This window comes from Sphingobium sp. LF-16, from assembly GCF_003711185.1.
Taxonomy (GTDB): Bacteria; Pseudomonadota; Alphaproteobacteria; order Sphingomonadales; family Sphingomonadaceae; genus Sphingobium; species Sphingobium yanoikuyae_A.
The window spans coordinates 779281-796989 of the sequence record NZ_CP029335.1 but is presented as its reverse complement, the minus strand read 5'-3'; the positions used below and the strand labels follow the sequence as shown (position 1 = coordinate 796989).

The following is a 17709-nucleotide window of genomic DNA, read 5'->3' as shown; positions in this document are numbered from 1 at the left end:
GGGTCACGCCCGCGCGCCTTCGACGCGACACCAAGGCGACAATGAAGCGACAGCCACGCGACAGGCGGGTGGTATGAAAAGCGATGGGGCAGCGCTGGCATGCCCAAGGGTAGATCAGAGATGGGCCGAGTAGGAAAGCCGGGGCAGCGTCGCGAAAGCCCACCCCGCTGCGACTAGCGCGCTGCGCGCGCAAGTCTCGCTGCCCCTCCCGTTTACGGGAGGGGAATGGCAAGTTTCTGCCTTAGACCTTGGCTGGAGCGCGGCTGCGCAGCAGCGCGAGCAATAGGCCGATGCCGCCGGCAAGCAGCAACAGGTCGACCAGCAGCCCCTGCCCGCCCGCCAGCAGCGGTGCGCCGTGCAGCAGCGCCACCACCAGCAGGCCGGCGACCAGCGCCCATTGCAGGCCGCGAGACAGACGCGGACCGGGCAGCGCCTTGGCCATACCCGCGGCCAGCACAGACAGAATGGTGAGGCCCAGCCAGGCCAGCGGCAGCGACACATGCGGCAAGGCGAAGGCCAGAACGGCGGTGAGGACGAGGATGACCGGCTGACCCCAGCAGATCGCTGCCCAGATCCGTTCCCATTGCGGCGCGGGCCGGCCGCGATCGCGGCGGCGGGCCAGCCAGATGGTCACGCCGCTGGAGGTGACGATGCACAGCGCAATGCCGAGCAGGCCATAGGCGATCCGCACGGGCAGCCCGCCGAACCAGCCGAAATGCAGCTGGCCGATGCCGCTCAGCATCCGGGTGCCGGCGACCAGATCCTGCGGCTGTTCCTGATGGAGCAGTTGCCCGCGCGCATCATATTGCACCTCGTCCTGCTGGGTCAGCAAGTGCGGCCGGCCGCTGTGGATCGAGATGCGCATATCGGCGCGGCCGGGCCGTTCGACCATGATATTGTCCGCCACGGCCGCCGGCGCGCGGGCGCGGGCATCGGCGATCAGCCGGGCGATATCGGGAATGGGCACGGCGCGCGCGTCAACCTTGGGCAGCGGATCGAGGAAGAGTTCATAGACCTTCCCCATGTCGCCGCGATAGAGCAGCATCGCCAGCATCGCGACGATGATGGTGCTGAGGCCCAGCAGCGCGCCGGTCAGCGCCAGAGTGAAGTGAAAGGGCAAGGCCCAGATGCCGAGGCGATTGTGCAGATCGGCCTCCTGCAGCCGGCGCGAACCGCCCAGGCGCAGGTGGAAGGCATCGCGCAGCACGCGCGGATGCGCCAATATGCCCGACACCAGGGAGGACAGCAGTGCCACGCCGGTCAGGCCGACGATGAACTGCCCCCAACTGCGCGGCAGATGCAGGTTGATATGGAGATGGAGCAGAAATTCGGTCCAGACCGCTTCGAGATCGGACAGCGCACCATCGGCCGCCACGGCCCATTTATGCTCATAGGTCGCGCTGAAGGCCGTGAGGCTGGCGCCATCCTGTTTCGCAGTGGGCAGCGACAGATAGAGGGTGGTGTCGGCCGGCGCGCGCCTGGCCGCTTCGGCGATGGCGCGGGCGGCCGAGGCATCCGACAGGCTGGTCACCACCGGCGTCGCCGGCACTTCCCACCGCTCCAGATCGGGCGCGAACACCGCGACCGTGCCGGTCAGGCAGACGATATAGATGATCGCGGCAAAGGCCAGGCCCAGCACCGAATGGCTGCTGAGCACCGATCGCACCGTTTCGGGCGACAAGGGCCAACGCCATTTCTTTGCCCGGCTGTTGGTCTGGACGCTCTGGTCGTTCATGCGGCCCCTCCCAAGGCGGCGAGGCCGAAGCCGATGATGCTGGTGCCGACCAGCACGGCGGTGGCGCGGAGCAGGCGACGGTCCGCCAACGTCCAGGTCATGGCCAGCCCCCAGAGGATCGGAAGCAACAGGCCGCCAAGCACGATCCGGGTGCGCGGATCACCGGGCAGATAGACGGTGACGCAAAAGGCGACGCCCATCGCGGCCGTCATGCCGAGCGGCCCGGCGAGCAAGGCGCGGAGCACCCCGCGCCAGAAGCGGCCCGGTTCCTCCAGCGGCTCGGGCGCGACATCGCCATCGCGCACCCGCGCCGCCTTGCGCCGGACCCGGCCGAACCAGATGATGGCGAGCGCACCGATCCCCTCCATCGCCAGTCCCAAGGCCAGCCCCTTGACCGGCCCGATCAGCAGGAAGGCAGCGACCAGCAGGCCGATCAATATGGCCCATCCCGCCAGCAGCAGGCCAAGCACGGAGCGATCCCGCCGCACCCAGGAGCGGCGCAGCAGGGCCGCGCCCAGGGCGCCGCCGGCGATGAGCAGCAGGCTGGCGAGTGCGATCACCAATGGACGCTCGCGCCGACGCCGACGGTCTGGGGTTCGCCCAGGATCGCCTGATGGATCGCGGCATATTGGTACTGCATATAATCCTCGTTGAGGATGTTGCGTGCGAAGACGAACAGCGACCAATGATCGGTCTCATAACCGATCTTGCCATTGACGACCGTGCGGCCGCCGACCTTGTACTGGCCCTGATCCTGACCGACGCCGGTGAAGACCGACGAACGGTAATTGGCGTTGAGATTGGCGACGAAGCCCGGCCCGAACTGCGCATTAATGCCGCCCGACAGGGTCCAGCGCGGCGCATAGGGGAATTGGGTGTCGGTGAGGTCAACCGTGCTGGTCGCCCCGGCGGGCAGGACGAAATCGGTGAATTTGGTGCGGACATGGCCGACCGAGCCATAGAGATCGATGCCGCGCGCGATAGTGGCATTCGCCTCCACCTCGAACCCGTAAAGATGCGATCCGGCCGCGTTCACCGTGTTATAATCATAGGCATTCTGGCCGAAATAGGCGGTGACCTGCTGGTCCTTCCACGTCATGTAGAAGGCATTGGCATTGAGCGTCAGGCGCCCGTCCAGCCATTTGGAGCGCAGCGAGCCTTCATAATTCCAGCTATATTCCGGATCATAGGCGACGAGCAGGGCGCGGGCCGGGTTCTGGCTGGAGCCGCCCGAGCGATAGGCGCGCTGGACGGTGAATGCGGTGGTGAGGTCCGGCGTCCAGTCCATGCTGATCCCCGCCTTGGGCAGGAAGGCGTTGAAGCTGCGGCTGTTGGACGCCAGCGGCGAGGAAGCATCGTCGACCAGCCCCAGAACGCCCTGGTTGATCAGCGAAATGATCGGGGCATAGGCCGCGCCGAGGAAATTGGCATCGGGCAGCGTGCCGTTGAAGGTCGCCACGGTTTGCGCAGCATAGCGGTTGCGCTCATGATCGTAGCGGAAGCCGCCGATCAGGGTCAGCCGGTCGGTCAGCTTGAAACGGGCGTCGCCGAACAGCGCCATCGTCTCCACCTTTTCCGGCTGGTCGGCCGAATAGGCGACCGGGATGACCGGCAGTTGTGACGCATAGGCATTGCTGAGGAAAGTCGCCTGCGCTGCGGTCGCGCCATTGGCGCGCAGCAGGGCGGCGATGGTGGCGGTCGGCGTATCGATGTTCACCCGGCTATTCTGGTCGATGCTGCCGGTGCGGCGATAATACCAGGCGCCCAGCAGGCCGCTCAGCCGTTCGCCATCATAGTTGAGGCGCATTTCCTGGGTCAGGGTGCGGTAATTATAGCGATTGTCGATCGCCTGGATATCCTGCGGCGTGCCGTCGGTATCGATCACCGAATGGACGCGCGAGCGGTTCCAGGAGGTGACGCTCGACAGTTTCAGCCCCTGGGCCAGCGGATAGCTGATGTTGAAGACGGCAAGGTCGCTGTCGATCTTGCCGCGGCTGGGCTGGTCGCCCGTGGCGATACGGTGATTGAAATAATTGGGCACGTCGGTGCGGGCATATTCGTAGAGATAGCCGCCGTCGCGCCGCACGCGATTATAGCTGGCGACTGCCTCCAGCCCCGGAATGGCCTGGGGCGTCCATTTGATCTTGCCGCGCAGATTGAGCGATTCCAGCGCATCGCTATATTCGTCGCGGGTGACATTGTAGATGAGGCCTCGATCGTTGCGGCGCTCGGCCGACAGGCGGATGCCCAACTCATCCTTGATGATCGGTCCGCCGATCGCGGCGGAGAAGGTGCGATCATCATATTCGCTCCACAGCACGCGCGCGTCACCGCCCCAGCGGGTCAGCGAGGGATCCTTGCTGGTGATGACGATGCCGCCGGCCAGCGCGTTGAGGCCCTGGATGGTCGATTGCGGGCCACGCAGCACTTCCACCTGCTGCACATCCCACAGGTCGGTCGGGCCGCCATAGAGCGCCCATTTGGGCACAGGCGCGCCATCGACATAGACGCTGGCGGCGTCTGCCTGCCCGCCCGCGCCGACGCCGCTGTTGCTGATGCCGCGGATGGTGAAGCCGGACGAGCCGTAGGTTTCGGACAGGTTGGCAGTGCGGTTATAGACGTCCTGGATGGTGATCAGCGCCTCGCGCTCGATCGTCTCGGGCGTGACGACGGCGATGCTGGTCGGCGTCTTCTGCAGGGTGCGAGCGCTCTTTTCGCCGGTGACGATGATGTCGGCGCGGGCCTGGTCCATATCGGCATCCGGCGCCTGTTGCGCCATGGCTGCGCTGGTCAGGGCAGCACCGGCCAGCGCGACGATCGCCGCCCCGGAAAAGAAGAAAGACGACCGCACCATATAATCCCCCAAATATTCTTGGCGGCGCCATATTTGAGAACGCTAACGCGAGTCAATGTCATTGCGTGAATGGACTATTGCTGTCGTCTGCCCGGCACCATCCCTACCCCACCGCTGGCCCAAGAAAAAGGGCCAGCCACCTCGTGCAGAAGGCGGCTGGCCCGTGACGGCGCGACCCGAAAGAACAGGCTACATTTTCACGCGCGCGCCGAACTGGAAGGTGCGGCCGAAATGGTTGTACTCATAGTTGCGATTGGCATCGAGGTCGGTGTAGCGGCCGCGATATTCATCGGTCAGGTTGATGCCGTCGAGAGTGAATTCCAGCCAGTCGGTCGCCTTGTAACGAACCGAGGCGTCGACATTGACGGTCGAATTATAGCCTTCGAAGACGTTGCCGGTGCCGCTGTTCTGGTCGCTATAAGGCCCGCGATAGCTGGCCGAGACGCGCGCGCTGAAGCGGTTGTCGTCATAATAGAAGGTGCCGTTATAGGCCCGCTTCGACACGCCGAACAACGTATTCTCCCGCGCGACATTGACCAGGCCGCCACCCGGCACGACCGCCGGCCCCGACACATTATAGGTGGCGTTGGAGTCGATGAAGGTCGCGTTGGCCAGGATGCCGAAATGCTTGAAGATGCCCGGCAGGAAGGTGAAGGGCAGCTGCAGCGCGATTTCCGCCCCCTTGAGCGAGGCGCCGGTGCCGTTCACCGTGGTCGCGATGGTCCAGATCGGTTCCGCCTGCAGCGCCGGATTGAGCGCGGCGGGCGAGGAACTGACCAGCACCGAAGCCGGCAGGCCGGTTTCCGCGAAGGTCGCGTTGGAAATGGTCGCGGCGACCGGGAAGCTCTGCACATCCTTCTTGAACAGGGCGACCGAGAAGAGCGACTGGGGCGCGAAATACCATTCGACGGCGAGGTCATAGGCGGTCGCGCGATAGGGGTTGAGATAGGGGTTGCCGTAGCTGACACGATATTGGAAGCCGTCGGCCGAGCCGCCCGGCGTCAGGCTGCCTAGCGTCGGGCGGGTCATCACATCGGCCACCGCCGCGCGAATGACCAGCTTGTCGGTCGGGAACAGGGCCAGGTTGGCGGCCGGCAGCCAATCCTCATAGCTGCGCTTGATCGTGACCGGGATGCCGCCATTGAGGCCGGTCGAGCGCTGATCGGTCTTGGCATAGCGCATGCCCGCGTTCAGCGCATATTCGAGGCCGAACAGGTCGCCCTTGGCATCGAACTGGAAATAGCCGCCGGTCACTTCCTCGCGCACCGACCGGTTGTTGCCGACGTCGAGCGCCAGCGCGCGGTCATAGAGCTTGGTGTAAGCGGTCGCCGTGTCCAGATTGGGGATCAGCCACTGGGTGGTGGTGCCCGACGGCTGGCCCGCCTTGCCCAGGGTGAAGAGTTCGCTCAATTCCGGCGTGGCCTGGAAACCATAGACGGCGCTCGGGCCGAACAGGCTGGTCGGCGAACAGGTGATAGTGCCCAGCACCAGATCCTTGCCGCCATTGCCGCAGACCGCGGTATCGCGCTGATAGCCGACGGTCTTGAAGTCGAACCGGCGCCACATCGAACCGACCTTCACGGTCAGCCCCTCCGCCGCGTCCCATTCGGTGCGCAACTGCGCGGTCTTGAACCGGTTGGTGGTGTTGGACGGACGGTCGCGGATTTCGGCGAGTTGGAAATTGGCCGGATCGGTCACGCTGGTGCCGAAGGTCAGCTTGGGATGCTTCATGTCGCTATAGTCATAGCTATAACCCTGGGCATCGCGATCATCGAAGACCACCGTGGTTTCGACCGGAATGTCGGCGTTGGACTTGGACAGGCCGCCCAGCAGGGTGAAGCGGAACTTGTCCGTCACATCCTGGTCCCAGGTGCCGCCGACCTGATAGAATTCGGTGCTCGACTTGCGCAGATAATGTTCAGTGCGGACCCAGGCATCGTTGAGCGTGGCCGAGATCATGTTGCCATTATCGTCATAGACCGGATTGACGACATTGATCGACCGCTCGTTGGAGCGCAGCAGCACCTCGCCCCACTTCTCCTCACGGGTTTCCTTGAAGCGCGAATAGAGGCCATCGATCGAGATCTTGGTCGCATCGGTCGGGGCGAACTGCACCGATCCGGTCAGGCCGAGCCGCTCGCGATCATGACGCACCTCGCCATAGCGCGGAATGCGGGGATGGAAGGACAGCGCGGCATCGTTACAGGCTGGGCTCGGAATATAGGAACCGCCCGAATTGGGCTGGGTGAAGCAGGCGGTGCCATCGACATTGTCGAAGCGGGCCTGGGCCCAGCGCACGCTGTTATTGCCCAGTTCCTTGGTATCGAGCGTCGAATAGGCCGCCGACAGGGCGACGCCGAAGCGGCCGTCGGCCGATTTCCAGGATGCGATGCCGGCCAGACGCGGCCCCCAATTCTTGGCCAGATCATTATAGGAAGCGGTCGCCGAACCGACGAGGGTCAGACCTTCCTTGCCACCGAGCGGATTGCCGGTGTTGAGATCGACCACGGCGCCGAGCGAGCCTTCGTCCAGCGAGGCTTCGGCGGTCTTGTGAACGACCAGCGAACTGAACAGCTCTGACGCGAAGACATTGAAATCGAAGGAACGATCGCGGTTCGAGCTGGCACCATCGGTCGAGGTGGCGACCGTTTCCAGCCCGTTGACGCGCACGCGGGTGAACTGCGCGCCCAGGCCGCGCACGGTGATCGCGCGCCCTTCGCCGCCGTCACGCTGGATCGAGATGCCGGGGATGCGCTGCAGGGATTCGGCGAGATTCTGGTCGGGGAACTTGGCTATATCCTCCGCCACGATCGCATCGACCGAACTGACCGACTGACGCTTGAGGTTGATCGCCGCGCCCAGCGACTGGCGGAAACCGGTGACGATGATGTCGGATTCCTGGGCCGCGGCATCCGCCTGCCCCTGATCCGGCGCAACCGCGGCATCGCCCTGCACGGACTGAGCTTGGGCCTGAGCGGCGGAAACGCAGGCGATGGCGCATGCCAGGGTCGAGGCTGCGGACAGCCATTTCCGGGCGGACGAAGCCTGTACGAACGCAATCATAGAAACATCCCTCCATATTTCCGCCACGCCTCTTTGGGGGTGCGGCCCGATGTTGTCCCCTTGAAGACACCGGTGTCAGAAACTTGTGACCCGACTGCGGATCAATGTCAATGATCATTGCGGCAATTATGTCTGAAGCTGTCAGGCCAGCGCTCGCGGCGATTTTCCGCGCCCTCCTGTCGGAAAAGCATCCATATCGAGCCATTTTGCACCGCAATATGGGCCACACCGCGTAGAATGACGGCGCGCAGCCCGCGCCTTCGCCTCGCCGCCACAATGACCGCAAACAGATTCGACACCGGTGTCAAATTGCTTGCATCATCGCCGCCACGGTGCAAGTCTGGCCAGGAGAGGAGCCTTCGGAAGCATGAAAATAACCGCCAGACTGATCGCCCTGCCGCTTGCCGGCCTTGCCCTGATCCCCCTGCCAGCAAACCTATCCGCCGCCCCAACCAGGACCAGCGCATCCAGCACAACGACCGCGTTTCCGGGCGCCGCCGGCTGGGCATCGGCAACGCCCGGCGGCCGGGGCGGCCGCATCATCCGCGTGACCACGCTGGCAGCCGATGGCCCCGGCAGCCTGAAGGCGGCACTGGAGGCGAAGGGCCCGCGCATCGTCGTGTTCGAGGTCGGCGGCGTCATCGACATGGCGCGCCAGACCATCACCATCCGCGAACCCTATCTGACCATTGCGGGCCAGACCGCCCCCTCCCCCGGCATCACCCTGATCCGGTCGGGCATCGACATCGCCACCCATGACGTCATCATGCGCCATATCCGCGTGCGCACCGGAGTGGACGACCAGCCGCTACTGAGCGGATGGGAGGCGGATGCCATGTCGGTGGTCGGCGGCCATGACATCATCGTCGACCATTGCAGCTTCACCTGGGCGATCGACGAGAATATGTCGGCATCCGGCCCGCGCTTCAATGGCAAGACGCCCGACGAATGGCGCGCCAACACGGCGCATAACATCACCTTTTCCTATAATCTGGCGGCCGAGGGCCTGGCCAATGCCAGCCATCCCAAGGGCGAGCACAGCAAGGGCACGTTGATCCACGACAATGCGACCAACATCCTGATTTATCGCAACATCTACGCCCATAATGTCGAGCGCAACCCGCTATTGAAGGGCGGCGTCCATGCCGCCGTGGTCAACAATATCATCTATGATCCGGGCGAACGCGGTATCCATTACAACCTGATGGCGCTGGAATGGGGCGAGCATCCCTATCAGAATGGCAAGCTGGCGGCGGTCGGCAATGTCATGCGCGGCGGCGTATCGACGGCAACCGGCCTGCCCTTCCTGACGCTGGGCGGCGACGGCGACCTGGAATATTATGGCAAGGACAATCTGGCAGTCGACAAGTTCGGCAAGCCATTGCCGATGTTCGGCCGCTATGGCGAGACCAAGGCCAGGCTGATCGAGACGCAGACGCCGCCGACCTGGTGGCAGGGGCTGGACGTTCTGCCGGTGCGGGATGTCGAGACCCATGTGCTGTGGCGCGCGGGCGCGCGCCCGTGGGACCGGGATGCCGACGACCTGCGGGTGCTGTTCTTCGTGGCGGAAGGGCGCGGCGAGATCATCGACAATGAGAAGCAGGTCGGCGGCTATCCCAAATTCGCGCCGACCCGCGCGCCCTTTGTCGAGGGCGAGTGGAACCTCGACACGATGGAGCCGAAATCGGGCCGCTATCCCGGCCAGAAGGACGAGACGACCGAGCATCTGTCGGACCGCGACAAGATGATGCGACAGGAGCCAAAGCCATGAGCCTGATGCTGTTGCTGGCGGCGGCCGCAGCGCCGCCGATGGTGGTCGTCGACGAGCGCGAGGTGATGCGCGACGAGCCGCCGCCCCATGGCGAGATCGGCATGTCGACCGCCTATCGCATCAGCGACGCCGTGCCGCAGCCGCGCAGCATGGAATTCCGCAAGCGCGTGCTGCATGTCGGCGCGGCGATCGGCGTCCATCCGATCGCCCATGACGAGGTCTATTATGTCCTGTCGGGCGAAGGCGTGGTGACGTCCGACGGCGTGGAAAAGCCGCTGACACCGGGCATGGCCGCCTATCTCTACAAGGACGCCAAGGTCGGCATCCGGCAGGTCGGCAAGGAACCGCTGGCGCTGATCATCAGCTATCCGGTGGTTCACTGAGCAGGCAAGTTACCAGGCGCGCGGCACATTGCCGATGCGCTTGGCGACATCCGCCTCGATCGCGTTGAGCTCGGCTTGGCTGAGCACGCCCGACAGCATCAGCCGGCGCATCAGCTCATCGACCAGAGCTGCGAGAAAATGCAGCTCGCCGCGTTCCGAGACATAATCGACATCCTGGGTATCCATGCGGTTCCTCCAACTGCATGGACGGACTCAACGCGCCCACCCCCTTTTGGTTGCGGCCCGGCAACGAACGGCGTTCAACTGCCGGGCTGGATATAGGGGACGCGGGCGAAGAGTTCCCGCTCCCAGCCGCGCGGATCGCTTTCCACATGGCTGTCGAGATCGACGATCATCGTCTGGCGCCGGTCCAGCCGATATTGCGGCCAGGGCGCCATTCCGCTGCCATTGGGATCACCGCGCCGGGCGAAGGCCAGGAAACGCTGCATCAGCGCGCGCGACGCGGCCTGTGCACCTGCGCCCGTGCCGGTGAAGCTGCCCGGCGCATCGAGCGTGCCGAAGGCGAGCGCGATGTCCATGGTGTGCGGCGCGCCGCGTTCGGGCTGGGTCGGCGAGGCGAAATCCACCTGATAGACCCAGGTCGGCGCATCGGCGCGGGCGCGCGCCTCCGCCTCCAGCACCTGCCCCGGCCAGCTGCGCCCGGCCGTCGTCGCGGCATAAAAGATGCGCTCCGCCGACCAGTCGGGATAGCGCGCGCGATATTGGGCGACGATCCATTCGGGCGAGAGGTCCATGCGCAGTTCCGGGGCGATCCGGGCGGCGAGGTTGGACCAGTCCAGCCCCTGGAGCTTGGGGCCATGGGGATCGATGAAGGCACGGGTCTCATCATGGGTGTTGCCGAGCATCATCGGGATCGCCAGCGACTGGGGCGGCGCATCGGGCCAGAAGGGATGGCGCGCGAGATGCGTCATGTCGAGCACCGGCCCCATATAGAGACCGCCGCCCAATATCGGATCTTGCGCTGCCAGCCCCTCCACCAATTGCGCGGTCGAAAGTGACAGCAAAGATGACAGGTCATCGGCCTTTACACCCAGCCCGGCGAGATAGGCCTGCGCCCGCTTCGTCGCGTTGAGCGGGCCGGAGGCCGTCACCTGCTGGCCGCTCATGGTGATGGCACGGTGGAACAGGCCGGCGGCAGCAGGCATCGCCATCATCGTCGCGATCTTGGCGCCGCCGCCCGACTGGCCAAAGACCAGGATATTGCCGGGATCGCCGCCAAAGGCCGCGATATTATCGCGCACCCATTGCAGCGCGAGGATCAGGTCGAGTTGGCCCGCATTGCCGCTGTCGGCGAAGCGCGGATCGAGCCGGGCGAGATAGAGATAGCCGAATATGTTGAGCCGGTGATTGACGGTCACCACCACGACATCGCCCTGCGCCGCGAGCCGGTCGCCATAGGTCAGCGGATCGACCACGGAGCCGTTGGAATAGGCGCCGCCATGGATATAGAGCATCACCGGCCGCCTGGCGCGCGGGTCCGGGCCGGGGGTCCAGATATTGAGGAAAAGGCAATCCTCGCCCTCCGGATCCTGCTTGCCCTGTTGCGGGCAGGAGGGCGCGAAGGCGCCGGCATCGGCCGTGCCGGCCCAGCCATCGGGCGCAAGCGGTGCCTGGAAGCGGCGGGGCGCGGTATCCTGACCATAGCGCAGGCCGCGGAAGACATGGAGGCCGCCCTCGCGGGTGCCGGCGACCCGGCCCTTGCGGGTGGTCACGATGCTGGCGGTGGCGGCATGCGCCGGGCGAGCGAGGCTGGCGCCCAGCAGGGCCGCAGCCCCGGTCAACGCGCTCCGCCGGTCGATATCGGGCATCCGTCCTCCTGTGATGGGTCGGGAGGCTGAGCCCTCCTCTTGGATCGGGGGTGTCCTGCGCCCCTCCTTAGGGAACGGGCGCAGGACGGGATATCAGCGGGCCAGCCAGCCGCCATCGACGGCGAGGACATGGCCATGGATATAGTTGGCCGCCGGCGACGACAGGAACACGGCGGCGCCGCCAATGTCGCTGGGGTCGCCCCAGCGGCCGGCCGGGATGCGTTCCTGGATCTGGCGGTTGCGGGTCTCGTCGGCCTGCAGCGCGGCGGTGTTGTTGGTCGCGATATAGCCCGGCGCGATCGCGTTGACGTTGACGCCCCTGGCCGCCCATTCGTTCGCCAGCAGCTTGGTGAGGCCGGCGACGCCGCTCTTGGACGCAGTATAGCTCGGCACCCGGATGCCGCCCTGGAACGACAGCAGCGAGGCGATATTGACGATCTTGCCCGAGCCCTGGGCCAGCATGTGCCGCCCGGCCGCCTGCGCCAGGAAGAAGGTGGACTTCAAATTGGTGTCGATCACCGCGTCCCAGTCTTCCTCGGTGAAGTCGACGCTGTCGGCGCGGCGGATGATGCCGGCATTGTTGATCAATATGTCGAGCCCGCCCAGCTTGGCGATCGTCTCGTCGACGACGCGCTGCACCGGTTCGATGCTGGAAAGATCGGCCGAGACGATCTCCGCCTTGCGGCCGAGCGCCCGGACCTTCTCGACGGTCTCTTCCGCCGGGGTGCGACCGACCGCCGCAATGTCGGCGCCGGCCGCCGCGAGCGACAGCGCGATCGCCTGGCCGATGCCGGTATTGGCGCCGGTGACGATGGCGACCTTGCCACCAAGATCGAAGATATTGCTCATGTCAGGACTCCCTGGCCCCTCCCGCTCGCGCGGAAGGGGCGAAAAACCTTCAGGCCAGCTGGCAGATGTCCAGCACGTTCATGTCGGTATAGTCCTGGTTCTCGCCGGCCATCGCCCAGATGAAGGCATAGGCCTTGGTGCCCGATCCCATATGGATCGACCAGGGCGGCGAGATCACGGCTTCCTCATTGGCCATGACGATGTGACGCATCGCGTCGCCCTCACCCATATAGTGGAAGACGCGATCGGCATCGCCATCCAGCTCGAAATAGAAATAAATCTCGCTGCGGCGCTCATGGATGTGCGGCGGCATGGTGTTCCACACCGAACCGGGCTTCAGGACCGTGAGGCCCATGACCAACTGTGCGCTGTCGCAGATGCCGGGGATGACCAGCTGGAAGATGGTGCGTTCGTTGGATTCCTCCAGGCTGCCACGTTCCAGCGCATTGGCGTCGGCGATGCCGAGCTTGCGGGTGGTGAACGCCTTGTGGGCCGGGCAGGAGGCGAGATAGAAACGCGCGCCGGCGCCGGCGAACTCCACGTCCTTGGCGCCCATCGTCACATAGAGGCAATCCTTGTTGCCCAGGGTGAAGACCTCGCCGTCGACGGTCACGGTGCCTTCCACGCCCGAGACATTGACGATCGCCAGTTCGCGCCGCTCCAGGAAGGGATGGCCCGCCGCCGAAGCCGGCTCGGCCTGTGCCGGCAGCTTCACCGGGGCATCGGCCACCGCCACGCCGCCGATCACGAAGCGTTCGGCATGGGTATAGTTCAGCACGCATTCGCCGTCACGGAACAGCCCGCCGATCAGATAGCGATCCCGCAGCTCCTCGTTCGACACGCACTCCATCATGTCGGGGTGGGTCGCATAATAGGTCTTGTCGAACATGATATCCTCGCCCGTTTGTCTGAAATTTCTCCCTTGGGAAGCAAATTCGGAAACCGGTGTCAACCTTCGCGTGGATCAGCCCGAAGCAGGCGCCACCGAACTGCGCCGGATCAGGGTCGAACTGAACAGCGACGGCTCACTGACCTCCGCCTCCTCGCCGATGGCGGTGCCGATCAGCTTGAGCGCGGCGGCGCGGCCCATGGCCGCGATCGGCCAGCGCACCGTGGTCAACGGCGGCCAGACGCGGGTGGTGAGCGGCGTATCGTCGAAGCCGATGATCGACAATTGCTCTGGTACCTCGATCCCGCGCAGCCGCGCGGCATAGAGGACACCTGCCGCCATCTCATCATTGCTGGCAAAGATGGCGGTCGGCGGCGAGGTGAGATCGAACAGATTTTCGGACGCCGAAACCCCTGATTCAAAAGTATATTGTCCGTCCGCAACCAGGCTGCGCGGCAGGCTGATGCCGGCTTCCGCCAGCGCCATTTCAAAGCCCTCGCGCCGTTCCTTGGCCGAGCGGAAGCCATGCGGCCCGGCGATCAGGCCGATCCGCCGATGCCCCTGCGCGATCAGATAGCGCACCGCATCGGCCACCGCGTCGCGGTCATTGGAGGCGACCATATGTTCAGGGTCATCGAGCAGGGCCGAGCCCATGCGCACATAGCGACAGCCGGCATCGTCGAACAGCTTGGAAAGACTGTCATTTTCGGACAGCGGCGGCAGCACCACAACGCCGAACAGGCGCTGGCGCGTCACGAAATTATGGATGTCCTCCATGACCATGGCCGCGCCCCTGTCCACCGGGCGCACAACCAGTTCGAACTCGGTGCCGTGCAGCGCCTCCAATATCCCCTTCTGCATGCTCAGCACCATCTGGGCATTGGGATTGTCGTAGATCAGGCCGATCAGGAAATTGCGCCCCAGCGCCAGCGCGCGCGCCTGCGGATTGGGGACATAGCCGGTCTGGCGGATGATTTCCTCCACCTTGCCGCGGGTTTCCTGGTTCAGCAGCGGCGATCGGTTGATGACGCGGCTGACCGTCTTCTTCGACACGCCGGCCATGCGGGCAATGTCGTTGATGGTCAGCTTGGCGGTGGCGCCCTCGTCCCTGGGTGTCTTTGTCATGGCCCTTTTATAGCGCGCTTATGCCCCGCAACCAGCGCAATATGCGTCGCTCGGCAAATCTATTGACACCGGTTACTCTTGCAGGCATCCCGAGAAGAAGAACCAGCCGAGAGGATCATCGTGACCGCCGCTTCCCCTGCCGCCATTGCGCGCGCCTTCGTCACCGCCCGACAGCAGGCGACGGGCTTTTCCGACTATCCCGGCCCGATCCCGCCCAGCCTGGCCGACGGCTATGCAATCCAGGCGGAGGCACTGGCGCTGGTCGATGCGCCGGTCGGCGGCTGGAAGGTCGGCCGCGTGCCCGCCCCGCTGGTCGAGCGTTTCGGCGCGGATCGGCTGGCCGGGCCGATCTTTACCCCGACCATCCATGAACTGACCCCCGATGCCACCGGGCTGGTCTTTGCCCATGGCTTTGGCGCGGCGGAGGCGGAATTCCTGCTGCGCATCGGCCGGGCGCCCGACCCGGCCCAGACCAGCTTCACCCTGGAAGAAGCCGCCGCGCTGGTCGACGCCGTGCATATCGGCCTGGAAATCGCCAGTTCGCCCTTCACCGGCATCAACGAGCATGGTCCGGCCGTCACCGTTTCGGATTTCGGCAATAATAACGGCCTGCTGATCGGCGCGGCCGTGCCGGACTGGCAGAAGCTGGCATTTGCCGAGATCGACATCAGCCTGAGCATCGACGGCGTCGTCGCCGGCACCGGCCGCGCCGTCAGCTTCCCCGACGGGCCGATCGGCTCCGTGCGTTTCCTGCTCGAAAATCTCGCCGCGCGCGGCATAAGGCTGCAACCGGGCACATGGATATCGACAGGCGCCGTCACCGGCGTGCATGAAGTGCGCGTCGGGCAGACGGTGGTTGCGGACTTCGGACCGCTCGGCACCGCACATTGCGTCATCCGCCCCCAAGCGGCCGCCTGACAAGGCCGCAGGGCAAGAGGAGAGGAAGAGAATGAACGAGGCCGTCGCCGGAGCAACCCAGAGGGTCGGGCGCTATCGCTGGGTGGTCGTCGGGCTGTTGTTCGCCGCCACCGCGATCAACTATGTCGACCGGCAGATGATCGGCGTGCTGAAGCCCACTTTGGCGGCCGAGATGCACTGGTCGGAAACCGACTATGCCAATATCGTCTTCTGGTTCCAGGCGGCCTATGCGATCGGTTATCTGGGCTTTGGCCGCTTGGTCGACGCGATCGGCGCGCGGCTGGGCTATACCGTCGCGATCATCATCTGGACCATCGCGCATGTCGCCCATGGCGGCGTGCATAGCGTGACCCAGTTCGCCTTCGCCCGCTTTGGTCTGGGCGTCGGCGAATCCGGCAATTTCCCCGCCGGCATCAAGGCGGTGGCCGAATGGTTCCCGCAGAAGGAACGCGCCTTCGCGATCGGCCTGTTCAACGCCGGCGCCAATGTCGGCGCGATCATCACGCCGCTGCTGGTGCCATGGCTGACCATCCAATATGGCTGGCGCTTCGCCTTCATCGCGACCGGCATATTCGGCGTCGTCTGGCTTGCCGCCTGGCTGATCTTCTATCGCCGGCCGCAGGAGCATCCGCGCGTCGGCGCCGCCGAACTCGCCTATATCCAGCAGGATCCGGCCGACCCGGTCACGCCGATCGGCTGGCGCCGGCTGATTGCCGTGCGCGAATGCTGGGCCTTTGCCATCGGCAAATTCTGCATCGACCCGATCTGGTGGTTCTTCCTCTTCTGGCTGCCGGGCTATCTGGGCGAGCGCTATGGCCTCGACCTCATCAGCTTCGGCCCACCGCTGGTCGCCATCTATCTGTTGTCGGACCTTGGCAGCGTGGCCGGCGGCTGGCTGTCGGGACGGCTGATGAAGGCCGGGCACAGCGTCAACGCCGCGCGCAAGCTGACCATGCTGGTCTGTGCCGCCGCGGTCACGCCGGTCTTCTTTGCCCAGTCGATCGACAATCTGTGGGTCGCCGTGCTGGTGATCGGCATCGCCACCGCCGCGCATCAGGCCTTTTCCGCCAATCTCTATACGCTGCCCTCGGACATGTTCCCGCGTGCGGCGGTCGGATCGGTGGTCGGCATCGGCGGCACGGCCGGCGCGATCGGCGGTATGCTGATGGCCAAATATGCCGGCTATATCCTCGACAGCATCGGCAGCTATGCGCCGCTCTTCGCGGTGGCGGGCAGCGCCTATTTCATCGCCCTGCTGGCGATCCACCTGCTTTCGCCCCGCCTGGCGCAGGTCAAGGTGCCGGAATAAGTTCCCTGGGGGAGGGACTGCCCCGGACCGGCGATGGGGATTGCCGGTCCGGGGCGCCTTGCGTTCTCAGCGGCCATGCGCCGCGATCAGCTTTTCGCTTTCCTGCCAGAAGCGATCGACGATCGCTGCATCCTCGACCAGCGTGTTGGGCGTGCGCGGTGCGCGGCGATACCAATAGCCGCCATTGCTGGCCGCCCCTTCGGGGGCAGTCGCCAGCCAGACCAGCGTGTCCGCTCCCTCCACCTCGCTCGCCTTGTCCAGCCCGCGCGAGCGCGCCTGCGTATCGGCCGGCGCATGCGAAAAGAAGTTGGAATCGACCGCGCCGGGATGGACCGCATGGGCGACGATCCCCTCCCCCGCCAGCCGATCGGCCAGCGCGCGGGCGAACAGCACATTGGCGAGCTTGCCGGTGCAATAGGCCATGCCGGGGCTGAACCGTTCCAGATTCTGCATGTCGTCCAGGTTGATCGACGGGATCATCTCGCTGGCGTCGGAGGCAGTGTTGAGGATGCGCACCGCGCCCGCCGGCTGATCCTGCGCCGCCTTGCGCAACAGCGGCAACAGGCGCTGGGTCAGCAGGAACGGCCCCAGATGATTGCCGGCGAAATTCGCCTCCAGCCCCTCGTCCGTCATCACCAGCTTATCGGTCATGCCGCCGGCATTGTTGAACAGCAGGTCGACCCGGTCGGTCAGCGCGGCGATATCCTGCGCCAGTTGGGCGGCTCCGCCGAGCAGCGACAGGTCGGCGCGCAGCATGGTGACGGGCGCGCCGGCCGCCTCCGCCGCTATCTCCGCCTCGGCAGCTGCCAGCCGTTCGGGATCGCGGCCGGTGCCGATCACCTGCCAGCCCTGCCGCGCCATGGCCTTGGCGATCGCCTTGCCGATGCCCGAACTCGCGCCCGTCACCACCGCCACCCGTGCCCGTTCCACCATATCCTGCTCCTGTCGCTTATCCCGGCACGCTAGGCGGTCGGACGCGGGCCA

14 protein-coding genes are annotated in these 17709 nt (G+C 65.4%); 4 read left to right on the top strand and 10 right to left on the bottom strand.

The genetic code is table 11. The features are described 5' to 3' along the window. Nucleotides 1-241: 241 nt before the first annotated feature. From DIZ22_RS03870 to DIZ22_RS03855, 4 genes are all read right to left on the bottom strand, one after another. Nucleotides 242-1735, bottom strand: coding sequence for a PepSY-associated TM helix domain-containing protein (locus DIZ22_RS03870; protein ID WP_048938858.1), 1494 nt, complete (start codon nucleotides 1733-1735; stop codon nucleotides 242-244). Further along, nucleotides 1732-2298 carry a hypothetical protein gene (locus DIZ22_RS03865; RefSeq protein WP_017502002.1) on the bottom strand — a complete coding sequence of 189 codons (567 nt, stop codon included), beginning with the start codon at nucleotides 2296-2298 and terminating at the stop codon, nucleotides 1732-1734. Before DIZ22_RS03865 ends, DIZ22_RS03870 begins: the two co-directional genes overlap by 4 nt. Continuing rightward, nucleotides 2292-4589 carry a TonB-dependent receptor gene (locus tag DIZ22_RS03860; RefSeq protein WP_048938859.1) on the bottom strand — a complete coding sequence of 766 codons (2298 nt, stop codon included), beginning with the start codon at nucleotides 4587-4589 and terminating at the stop codon, nucleotides 2292-2294. Before DIZ22_RS03860 ends, DIZ22_RS03865 begins: the two co-directional genes overlap by 7 nt. A gap of 189 nt (nucleotides 4590-4778) precedes the next feature. Further along, nucleotides 4779-7652: a TonB-dependent receptor gene (locus DIZ22_RS03855; RefSeq protein ID WP_048938860.1), complete on the bottom strand. Its 2874-nt coding sequence runs from the start codon at nucleotides 7650-7652 to the stop codon at nucleotides 4779-4781. A 367-nt stretch (nucleotides 7653-8019) separates the two neighbouring features. On the opposite strand from DIZ22_RS03855, the gene DIZ22_RS03850 reads away from it, so the two are divergent. Both DIZ22_RS03850 and DIZ22_RS03845 read left to right on the top strand, forming a co-directional pair. Next, nucleotides 8020-9423: a pectate lyase gene (locus DIZ22_RS03850; protein WP_048938861.1), complete on the top strand. Its 1404-nt coding sequence runs from the start codon at nucleotides 8020-8022 to the stop codon at nucleotides 9421-9423. Further along, nucleotides 9420-9806 carry a cupin domain-containing protein gene (locus tag DIZ22_RS03845; protein WP_037522587.1) on the top strand — a complete coding sequence of 129 codons (387 nt, stop codon included), beginning with the start codon at nucleotides 9420-9422 and terminating at the stop codon, nucleotides 9804-9806. Before DIZ22_RS03850 ends, DIZ22_RS03845 begins: the two co-directional genes overlap by 4 nt. A 9-nt stretch (nucleotides 9807-9815) precedes the next feature. Here DIZ22_RS03845 and DIZ22_RS21620 read toward each other — a convergent pair whose 3' ends face one another. The 5 genes from DIZ22_RS21620 to DIZ22_RS03825 form a co-directional block, all read right to left on the bottom strand. Next, nucleotides 9816-9992, bottom strand: coding sequence for a hypothetical protein (locus tag DIZ22_RS21620; protein ID WP_164488846.1), 177 nt, complete (start codon nucleotides 9990-9992; stop codon nucleotides 9816-9818). A 74-nt stretch (nucleotides 9993-10066) separates the two neighbouring features. Then, the gene (locus DIZ22_RS03840) at nucleotides 10067-11635 is read right to left on the bottom strand and encodes a carboxylesterase family protein (protein WP_048938862.1); all 1569 of its coding nucleotides are present in this window, start codon (nucleotides 11633-11635) and stop codon (nucleotides 10067-10069) included. Between the two features lie 93 nt (nucleotides 11636-11728). Further along, nucleotides 11729-12484 carry a 2-dehydro-3-deoxy-D-gluconate 5-dehydrogenase KduD gene (gene kduD / locus DIZ22_RS03835; RefSeq protein ID WP_048938863.1) on the bottom strand — a complete coding sequence of 252 codons (756 nt, stop codon included), beginning with the start codon at nucleotides 12482-12484 and terminating at the stop codon, nucleotides 11729-11731. Nucleotides 12485-12533: 49 nt separating this feature from the next. Continuing rightward, nucleotides 12534-13373 (bottom strand): 5-dehydro-4-deoxy-D-glucuronate isomerase, encoded by an 840-nt coding sequence (gene kduI, locus DIZ22_RS03830; RefSeq protein ID WP_122927918.1) that lies wholly within the window; start codon nucleotides 13371-13373, stop codon nucleotides 12534-12536. A gap of 75 nt (nucleotides 13374-13448) precedes the next feature. Then, on the bottom strand, nucleotides 13449-14498 hold the full coding sequence (locus DIZ22_RS03825; RefSeq protein ID WP_004207757.1) for a LacI family DNA-binding transcriptional regulator: 1050 nt from the start codon (nucleotides 14496-14498) through the stop codon (nucleotides 13449-13451). A 120-nt stretch (nucleotides 14499-14618) separates the two neighbouring features. Between DIZ22_RS03825 and DIZ22_RS03820 the strand changes: the two genes are divergently transcribed. After that, a complete protein-coding gene (locus DIZ22_RS03820; RefSeq protein WP_048938864.1) occupies nucleotides 14619-15416 on the top strand; it encodes a fumarylacetoacetate hydrolase family protein in 798 nt (265 codons plus the stop codon). 31 nt (nucleotides 15417-15447) lie between these two features. Continuing rightward, on the top strand, nucleotides 15448-16725 hold the full coding sequence (locus DIZ22_RS03815; protein WP_010338012.1) for an MFS transporter: 1278 nt from the start codon (nucleotides 15448-15450) through the stop codon (nucleotides 16723-16725). A gap of 66 nt (nucleotides 16726-16791) precedes the next feature. Here DIZ22_RS03815 and DIZ22_RS03810 read toward each other — a convergent pair whose 3' ends face one another. Then, nucleotides 16792-17658 carry an SDR family NAD(P)-dependent oxidoreductase gene (locus DIZ22_RS03810; protein ID WP_048938865.1) on the bottom strand — a complete coding sequence of 289 codons (867 nt, stop codon included), beginning with the start codon at nucleotides 17656-17658 and terminating at the stop codon, nucleotides 16792-16794. Between the last annotated feature and the right edge of the window lie 51 nt (nucleotides 17659-17709).